The sequence below is a fragment of the Ferrovum myxofaciens genome, assembly GCF_000735045.1.
Classification (GTDB): Bacteria; Pseudomonadota; Gammaproteobacteria; order Burkholderiales; family Ferrovaceae; genus Ferrovum; species Ferrovum myxofaciens.
Map to the genome: position 1 here is coordinate 1 of NZ_JPOQ01000295.1, position 1,785 is coordinate 1,785.

Genomic DNA, 1,785 nt, shown 5'->3' on the forward strand with positions numbered 1-1,785 from the left:
GTATTTCCGGAAATCAAAGTACTGTTGATCGCAATGATTCACCTCATCGGTTTTCGCAAGAGGTCAGAATTCTGTGTATTCATACAGTTTTCCAGTACGCACTGAGATAGAGACATAATCAGGTCACATTATTTGCAGGGGTATGCTCTTTTGAAGTAGAAAAAAACCCGGAAAGTGAAGCGACAAGTATCCTGAAAAACGCCGCGAGTTAACAACAATACGAAGGGGCAAAAAATGAAAGTCTGCGCTTACATCATGACCTATGATACAGGACTAGCGCCCAACCCATTTCATGGCATCTGCACTCTTGCTGTTTGCACTCCTAATCATGTGAGCAGAAATATCAACAGTGGCGATTACATCATCGGAGTAGCTGGTGTTGAACTCTGCGGTAAATTAACACCGCCTTCTGATCCATGGAGGTTAATTTATGCAATGAAAGTCGATAGACGAATAATGCTCGATGAATACTATAACTCTGAAGATTACAAATTAAAAATTCCAAAACCTAGAGGATCAAGAATTGAAATGTGTGGTGATAATTTCTACAAACTTTCAAATGGGAAACTCACACACACCGGCGAATCTACTGAACATAACTGGGAAGATGTTATGGTGCGGGATTGCCATGGCAATCAGGTATTCATTGCGAACACTTTTAATTATTTCGGATCAGCAGCGCCAAAAATCACTTCGAACCAGCAATGGGGATCAAAACTCATAAAACAACTTACCAAACGGTCGGTAAATATCACGTACATTCTTGGTGGCAAGTGTTCTGATCCATGGACAGAAAAAGAAGACCTGAGAGAGTTCTTAATATTCCTCGACGAAAACACAATTGACCACATACCAGACCCAATAGATTTTAATCACTGGAAAAGTGAGCCAGATAAAAAATCGTCCTGCGCTGGATGTTCATAATCAATGGGCAAAATTGAAAAATGAAAATCCTATTTCTCCGAGTTGGGATTGATCGCGGATGCGGCGGTACTTTGTCTCCGCGATTTGCCGATGGAACATTCGAGTACGTGCCTATACCAGAATCAGCTGAATTATTAGAAGACAAGGGTGTTACCTACCCTGCACTGATTGCTAGACATGGCGGCACGTTGGATCAATATTCCAACTCCAGTGGATTTACACACTACGACCCGGAATTTGAAACATTCACTTACGGAGAACCAAACGAACCGAAGCGTTCGCAACTGCTCCGCATGAGCGTAGGAGACCTTCTGGTTTTCTACTCCGGTTTTCAAGGGCCGGATATTGCAAAGGGAACTTGTTTTGTCATCGGATATTTGTCCGTTCGTGCGATACATCGCGCTCCAATGGATGAACTTTGGCCACCAAACTCGCTTGTGCCTCTTCATCGGAATGCCCACTTTCGCAGAAAAAATCCTGAGCCAACTCTTGTTGTGGTTGAAGGTGACCCGTCAGTTTCTCGACTTTTTACGATAGCGCAAAGGCTTTCCGACGCCCACCAAAAAGTGCTGCCAGAAATTGAAGAAACCATTGGCTTCGGCGGTTCAGTAATGCGAGCCATTGGTCGTTGGGTTCCAGAAACTCATCATGAAAAAACACTCAAATGGCTAACGTCAGCGCGATAAATCCTCAATCGCGCAGCACAATCTTGGATTTCTTACAGGTTCATGAGCAGACCTGATTATGTCTCTATCTCAGTGCGTACTGGAAAACTGTATGAATACACAGAATTCTGACCTCTTGCGAAAACCGATGAGGTGAATCATTGCGATCAACAGTACTTTGATTTCCGGAAATACA

General features: G+C 43.3%; 2 protein-coding genes. Both read left to right on the plus strand.

Going from position 1 to position 1,785, the window contains the following annotated elements; translation table 11 throughout:
• The first annotated feature begins 234 nt into the window (after positions 1 to 234).
• On the plus strand, positions 235 to 924 hold the full coding sequence (locus IV91_RS0113650) for an Nmad2 family putative nucleotide modification protein (RefSeq protein WP_150112515.1): 690 nt from the start codon (positions 235 to 237) through the stop codon (positions 922 to 924).
• A 20-nt stretch (positions 925 to 944) separates the two neighbouring features.
• Positions 945 to 1,610, plus strand: a complete 666-nt coding sequence (locus IV91_RS18125; RefSeq protein WP_150112516.1) for an Nmad3 family putative nucleotide modification protein — start codon at positions 945 to 947, stop codon at positions 1,608 to 1,610.
• Positions 1,611 to 1,785: the final 175 nt, after the last annotated feature.